Origin of the sequence: Actinomadura sp., from assembly GCF_044508335.1 — a bacterium.
Classification (GTDB): Bacteria; Actinomycetota; Actinomycetes; order Streptosporangiales; family Streptosporangiaceae; genus Spirillospora.
In genome coordinates, this window is record NZ_JBIQHY010000184.1 from 1 (window position 1) to 6582 (window position 6582).

Annotated in this window: 7 protein-coding genes; 3 read left to right on the forward strand and 4 right to left on the reverse strand. The window is 73.9% G+C overall.

The window, feature by feature from the left end:
- A partial coding sequence (locus ACIWVC_RS33285) for a protein kinase (protein ID WP_396455067.1) occupies nucleotides 1-813 on the reverse strand: 813 nt, incomplete at its 3' end.
- Between the two features lie 460 nt (nucleotides 814-1273).
- Entirely contained in the window at nucleotides 1274-1636 is a 363-nt protein-coding gene (locus ACIWVC_RS33290; RefSeq protein ID WP_396452726.1) for a DUF3099 domain-containing protein, read from the reverse strand.
- Nucleotides 1637-1726: 90 nt separating this feature from the next.
- On the opposite strand from ACIWVC_RS33290, the gene ACIWVC_RS33295 reads away from it, so the two are divergent.
- Nucleotides 1727-1939 (forward strand): dodecin, encoded by a 213-nt coding sequence (locus ACIWVC_RS33295; protein ID WP_396452728.1) that lies wholly within the window; start codon nucleotides 1727-1729, stop codon nucleotides 1937-1939.
- Nucleotides 1940-2008: 69 nt separating this feature from the next.
- Here the strand turns inward: ACIWVC_RS33295 and ACIWVC_RS33300 are convergent, their stop codons facing one another.
- Together ACIWVC_RS33300 and ACIWVC_RS33305 are read right to left on the reverse strand one after the other, a co-directional pair.
- On the reverse strand, nucleotides 2009-3400 hold the full coding sequence (locus tag ACIWVC_RS33300) for a metallopeptidase TldD-related protein (protein WP_396452729.1): 1392 nt from the start codon (nucleotides 3398-3400) through the stop codon (nucleotides 2009-2011).
- Nucleotides 3397-4896: a TldD/PmbA family protein gene (locus ACIWVC_RS33305; RefSeq protein ID WP_396452731.1), complete on the reverse strand. Its 1500-nt coding sequence runs from the start codon at nucleotides 4894-4896 to the stop codon at nucleotides 3397-3399. Before ACIWVC_RS33305 ends, ACIWVC_RS33300 begins: the two co-directional genes overlap by 4 nt.
- Nucleotides 4897-5065: 169 nt before the next feature.
- Between ACIWVC_RS33305 and ACIWVC_RS33310 the strand changes: the two genes are divergently transcribed.
- Nucleotides 5066-5770 carry a beta-ketoacyl-ACP reductase gene (locus ACIWVC_RS33310; RefSeq protein ID WP_396452733.1) on the forward strand — a complete coding sequence of 235 codons (705 nt, stop codon included), beginning with the start codon at nucleotides 5066-5068 and terminating at the stop codon, nucleotides 5768-5770.
- 2 nt (nucleotides 5771-5772) lie between these two features.
- A complete protein-coding gene (fabI, locus tag ACIWVC_RS33315; RefSeq protein WP_396452735.1) occupies nucleotides 5773-6558 on the forward strand; it encodes an enoyl-ACP reductase FabI in 786 nt (261 codons plus the stop codon).
- The last annotated feature ends 24 nt before the right edge of the window (nucleotides 6559-6582 follow it).

The following is a 6582-nucleotide window of genomic DNA, read 5'->3' on the forward strand; positions in this document are numbered from 1 at the left end:
GGCCGCCTCGGCGGCCGGCGGCCGGTCGCCCGGCTCGGCCGCGCGGCAGCGCGCCGCCAGCTCGGCCAGCTCGGCTCCCAGCCCCGCCGCCTGCCCCGCGTCGGGCGGCGCGTCGGGCGGCGCGTCGGGCGGCGCGCCCGGGGGCGGCAGGCACGCGGCGAGGAGCTCGCCGAACGCGAACACGTCCGCGGCCTTCCCGGCCTCGTCGTCCCGGTCCCCGGCCCCGGCCTCGTCCCCGGCCCCGTCCTCGGCCCCGTCACCCGTCTCGCCGCCCGCCTCGTCCCCGGCGTCGCCGCGCGTCTCGCCGGCGGCCTCGTCCCGGGCACGGTCCGCGGCTCCGGTGACGCCGAGCCCGAGGAGCTTCACGCCGTCCTCGGTGAGGAACACCTGGGCGGGGCTCAGATCGCCGTGGACGACGCCGCAGGTGTGGACGGCGGCCAGCGCGTCCGCGACCTGCGCGCACACGGCAGCGGCCTCCTGGGCGCACGGCAGCCCGCGTTCCAGCCGGGCGGCCAGCGGCTCCCCGGTGAGGTACTCGGTCACCACGTAGACCAGGGGATCCCCGCCGGGACCGTCGGCCTCCCCGTAGTCGTAGGTGGTGACGATGTTGGGGTGGGCGAGCGCGGCGGCGGCGCGGGCGGCGTCCCGCAGCCTGCGCCGCGGCGCTCCGGCGGAGCGCCCGACGCCGGCGAGCGCCACCGCGACGCGGCGGGCGAGCAGCTCGTCGCGGGCGCGCCACACCTCCGCGGCGCCGCGCCGGCCGACGCGGCGTTCCATGCGGTAGCGGCCGTCCAGCCGGAATCCCGGATCCACGGGTCCTCCCCTCGGCGCGCCGATGGTGTCGTCGCCGCTCAGCAGTACGCAGCGCGGGCCGGAACGGATCGGTCGCCGGCCCGCCGCGCCGGCGGGGGGCGCGCGGCCCGGAACGCCCCGCCGCGCGGCGGATCCGCGCGCGGGGGTCCGGCTCGGGCGGGTTTCGGATGGTGGCCGGAGCAGGCCAGCGCCGGCCCTTGCCGTCCCGGCCGGGATGTGCGGTGCCCGGGGCGGGCGTCAAGGAAGGGTCAGCGTGGCCTCTGCGGCGCGCCGGGGAAGGCCCGGGAAGGAGCCCGGACAGTGAAAAGCGGCGCCGGGTGGATACGGGGGCAATCCACCCGGCGCCGCATCATCGGTGTTCCGACGGGGGCCCGGAACACCGGCACGGGCGCTCCGACGGGGGACCAGAGCGCCGGTACAAATCGTACACCGAAACCCCCCGCGGTTAGTCAAGAGAATGTCACGACCCGATTTCCGGTCGCTGTCCGGAATCGGGCTTCTGTCCCGACTCCAGGCGGGGTCCGCCGTGCTCCGGCCCCGTCCGGTCGTCGAAGACCGCCGACGCGGTCGGCTCCCGGCCGCCGTTGGCGAAGATCACCGCGACGTAGGGGAGCAGCGCGGCGCCCACCACCATGAGCACCGCGAGCCACCACGGCGCGCCGGCGACCGCGGCCACGACCGCCCCGACGAAGCACAGCGTCCGGATGCCCATGGAGATCAGGTACCGCCTCTGCCGGTAGCCGATGTCCTCCGACATGGGACGGGGAGCGTCGGTGACGGTGTAGACGTCCGGCTCCCGGCGGTGGCGGGGATTGACCTTCACCTTTCCACGGTAAGCCCATGGGGTCGGACCTGCGACGGCAGTACGGGTCAAATCGCAGTGAAGGTAAGAACTTCGCACCGGAGGAACGAGATGACCGATCGCACGTACCGGGTGACCGAGATCGTGGGGACCTCCCCGGAGTCCGTGGAGTCCGCGATCCGCAACGGGGTCAGGCGCGCCTCGCAGACCCTCCGCCACCTGGACTGGTTCGAGGTGACCGAGGTCCGCGGCCAGATCGAGGACGGGGAGGTGGCCCACATCCAGGTGACGATGAAGGTCGGCTTCCGCCTAGAGGACGTCTGATGTGAGGGGCTGGTGTGAGGGAAGGCGGGCGGGGGGCGATCCCGCCGCGGCGGTGACCGCCCCCCCGTGTCAGGACGCCTGCGACACCGTCGACATGTTGAAGTCGCCGATCCGGATCGGCGGCATCGCGGCGCGGGTGAAGTAGTCCGACCACTCCCGCGGCAGCGTCGGCCCGGTCCGCCCGACCTCGGCGAGCCGCGACAGCAGGTCGACGGGGCTCTCGTTGAACCGGAAGTTGTTCACCGCCCCGACGACCTCGCCGTCCTCGACGAGGTAGACGCCGTCGCGGGTGAGGCCGGTCAGCAGCAGGCTCTGCGGGTCGACCTCCCGGATGTACCACAGGCACGTCAGCAGCAGCCCGCGCTCGGTGCGGGCGACCATCTCCTCCAGCGTGGCGCCGCCGCCGGGCCCGGTGAGCGCCAGGTTGTCGATGGCCGGGGTGACGGGCAGCCCGGTCAGGTCCGCCGAGTGCCGGGTCTGGGTGAGGGCCGCGAGCTCCCCGTCCCTGATCCAGTCGGTGGCGGCGAGCGGGAGGCCGTTGTCGAACACCGACGACTCGCGGCCCGAGGCGTGCGCGATGACGAACGGGGCGCACTCCATCCCGGCCGCGGCGGGGTCGCTGGACAGCGTGACGGGCAGCGCCGCGAGCCGCTCCCCGACGCGGGTGCCGCCGCCGGGCGCGCTGAACACGGTGCGGCCGTCGTGGGCGTCCTGCGCGCCCGCCGACCAGTACAGGTAGATCATCAGGTCGGCGACGGCGGAGGGCGGCAGGATCGTCTCGTACCGCCCGGCCGGCAGGTCGACGCGCCGCTCGCCCCATTCCAGCCGCCGCGCGAGGTCGCCGGTGAGGGCGGGGACGTCCACGTCGGCGAAGTCGGGCGTGCCGACGCCGGTCCAGGCCGAGCCGCCGGCGCCCTTGGCGTTCAGCTCCAGCAGCCCGGTCGGCTGGTCGTGCCGCAGCCGCAGCCCCGCCGAGGTGCCGAGGAACGTCGAGGTCAGGACGTGGTTGGCGAACCCGTACAGGCGCCGGTCGCCGGCCTGCGCGGCGGCGAACGCCTCGCCGAGCGCGGGTGCGAGGCCCTCGAACACGCCGATGCCGGTCTCGGCCGGCTCGTCGTCCCACCCGCGCGACGCCTCGGCCGGGGCGTCGGTGACGAGCGGCCGGGCGTCCTCGGCGGGGTCGTTGCCGGCGGCGTCGGCCTCGGCGGCGCGCACCAGGTCCTCGATGCCGTCGGCGCCGACCGCCGACCGCGACACCACGCCCGCCGCGACGCCGTCGCCGGTGCCGCGCAGCGCGATGACGGTGAGGCGGCTGGAGCGGGTCACCCCGTTGGTGGTGAGGGTGTTGCCCGCCCACCGCAGGTTCGCGGTGCTCGCCTCGTCGGCGATGACGATGCAGTCGTCCGCCCGCGACAGCGCCAGGGCCCGCTCGACGGCCTCCTGCGGCCGGATCCCGCTCACTGGCCCGCCTCCTTCAGCGTGTTGAGGATGTTGACGCCGCGGAACAGCGCCGACGGGCAGCCGTGGCTGACCGGCGCGACCTGCCCCGGCTGGCCCTTGCCGCAGTTGAACGCGCCGCCCAGCACGTAGGTCTGCGGGCCGCCGACGGCCTCCATCGAGTTCCAGAAGTCGGTGGTGGTGGCCTGGTAGGCGACGTCGCGCAGCTGCCCGGCCAGCCGCCCGTTCTCGATCTTGTAGAAGCGCTGCCCGGTGAACTGGAAGTTGTACCGCTGCATGTCGATCGACCAGCTCTTGTCGCCGACGATGTAGATGCCGCGGTCGACGCCGGAGATCAGCTCCTCGGTGGACGGGCCGCCCTCGGCGGGCCGGAGCGAGACGTTCGCCATCCGCTGGATCGGCATGCTGGACGCCGCGTCGGCGAACGCGCACCCGTTGGAGCGGTCGGCGCCGGTGAGGCGGGCGATGCGCCGGTCGGTCTGGTACCCGGTGAACAGGCCCTCGGTGACGATGTCGAACGACTGGGTCTGCACGCCCTCGTCGTCGTAGCCGATGGTGGCGAGGCCGTGCTCGGTGGTGCGGTCCCCGGTGACGTTCATGGCCTTGGAGCCGTACTGCATGGTGCCGAGCTTGTCGGGGGTGGCGAACGAGGTGCCGGCGTAGGCGGCCTCGTAGCCGAGCGCCCGGTCCAGCTCGGTGGCGTGCCCGATCGACTCGTGGATGGTCAGCCACAGGTTGGACGGGTCGACGACGACGTCGTACTCGCCGGGCTCGACCGACGGCGCGGCGAGCTTCTCGGCGAGCAGCTCGGGGATGCGGGCGAGCTCGCCGTCCCAGTCCCAGTGGTCGCCGGACAGCCACTCCCACCCGTACCCGGCGGGCGGCGCGAGCGTGCGCATGGTGTCGAACAGGCCGCCGGCGATGCCGACGGCGTTGACGACCGGGTGCAGCCGGACGCGCTGCTGGGTGGTGACGGTCCCGGCGAGGTCGGCGAAGAACTTGTTCTCCTTGACCTGCAGCAGCGTCGCGTCCACGTGGTCGACGCGGTCGTCGCCGAGCAGCCGGCGGCTCCACCCGGCCAGCAGCGCGATCTTCTCGCCGGTCGGCACGTCGAACGGGTCGGTCTCGTACGCCGACACCCACGTCCGCTCGCCGTGGACGGGTTCGGGGGCCAGCTCGATGGGCTCGCGGTTGACGGGCCGGGCGACCGCGGCGACCTCGACGGCCTGCGCGGCGACCCGCGCGGCCCCGCCGGGCGTCAGGTCGATGCCGGCGGCGAAGCCCCAGGTGCCGTCCTTGACGACCCGGACCGACAGGCCGACGTCGTCGGCGTCCAGTGCGGTCTCCAGGGCGGCGTCGTGCAGCCGGAGCGTCTGGCTGCGGATGCGCTCCAGGCGGAAGTCGGCGTGCTCGGCGCCCAGCTCCCGGGCCCGGGTGAGGGCCGCGTCGGCCAGCGCGCGAAGCGGCAGCGCGGTGAAGGCGGGATCGATGTCATGCACCCTCAGCAACCTACCCGCAGGCCCCGCGGGCGATCGAGAACAAACCGGGGTCGGCGGATCTTGTCGGTTCGGCACATCCGCAGGGCGCGGCGCGGGCCGCTAGTGTCGTGGCGCAGTCACCCGAGTGCGCAAAACCCATCAGCACGACAAGCAGACGAGAGGGTCCGTGATGAGTCGCTCTGTCCTCGTGACCGGCGGTAACCGGGGCATCGGCCTGGCCATCGCCCGCGAGCTGTCCGCGGCGGGCGACGCGGTCGCCGTCACCTACCGGTCGGGCGAGCCGCCCGAGGGGCTGTTCGGCGTCCGCTGCGACGTCACGGACGCCGAGGACGTCGACGCCGCGTTCAGCAAGGTCGAGGCCGAGCAGGGCCCGGTCGAGGTGGTGGTCGCCAACGCGGGGATCACCAAGGACACGCTGCTGGCGATCATGAGCGAGGAGTCGTTCACCTCGGTGCTCGACACCAACCTGACCGGCTCGTTCCGGGTCGCCAAGCGCGCCGTGAAGAGCATGATGCGCAAGCGCGCCGGCCGGATCGTGCTGGTGTCGTCGGTCGTGGGGCTGATGGGCTCGCCGGGGCAGTCCAACTACGCCGCGTCCAAGGCGGGCATGGTGGGGTTCGCCCGGTCCCTGGCCCGGGAGCTCGGCTCCCGCAACATCACGGTGAACGTGGTGGCGCCGGGGTTCGTCGACACCGACATGACGGCGGTCCTCAGCGAGGACCAGCGGAAGGCCATCACCTCGGCGGTCCCGCTGGGGCGGATCGCGCGGCCGGAGGAGATCGCGAAGGCGGTGCGGTTCGTGGCCGGCGAGGACGCCGCCTACATCACCGGGGCCGTGATCCCGGTCGACGGCGGACTGGGAATGGGGCACTGATCATGGGAATCCTCGAAGGCAAGCGCATCCTGGTGACCGGCGTCCTCACCGACGCCTCCATCGGCTTCCACGTCGCGCGGATCGCGCAGGAGCAGGGCGCCGAGGTCGTCCTGACCGCCTACCCGCGCCCGACGCTCACCGCGCGGACCGCGAAGCGGCTGCCGTCCGGCCCGGACGACCCGCCGCCGGTGATCGAGCTGGACGTGATGAACACCGGGCAGCTGGACGCGCTCGCCGGGAACCTGCGCGAGCACGGCTTCGACCACCTCGACGGCGTCGTCCACGCGATCGGGTTCGCGCCGCAGACCGCGCTCGGCGGCAACTTCCTCGAGACGCCGTGGGACGACGTGGCGACCGCCGTGCACGCGTCCGCGTACTCGCTGAAGTCGCTGACGATGGCGTGCCTGCCGCTGATGAAGGACGGCGGCTCGGTCGTCGGCCTGGACTTCGACGCCACCAAGGCGTGGCCGGTGTACGACTGGATGGGCGTGGCGAAGGCCGGCCTGGAGTCGTGCGCCCGCTACCTGGCTAAGTACCTCGGCCCGCAGGGCATCCGCGTCAACCTGGTCGCGGCGGGGCCGCTGGCCACGATGGCGGCCAAGAGCATCCCCGGCTTCGAGGGCATGACGGACATGTGGCCGAAGGCGGCCCCGCTCGGCTGGGACATCAAGGACAGCGAGCCGACCGCGCGCGCGTGCGCGGCGCTGCTGTCGGACTGGTTCCCCGCGACGACGGGGGAGATCGTCCACGTCGACGGCGGCCTCCACGCCATCGGCGCCGCGTACTAGCCGCCTGCCGGCCGCGCACCGGCC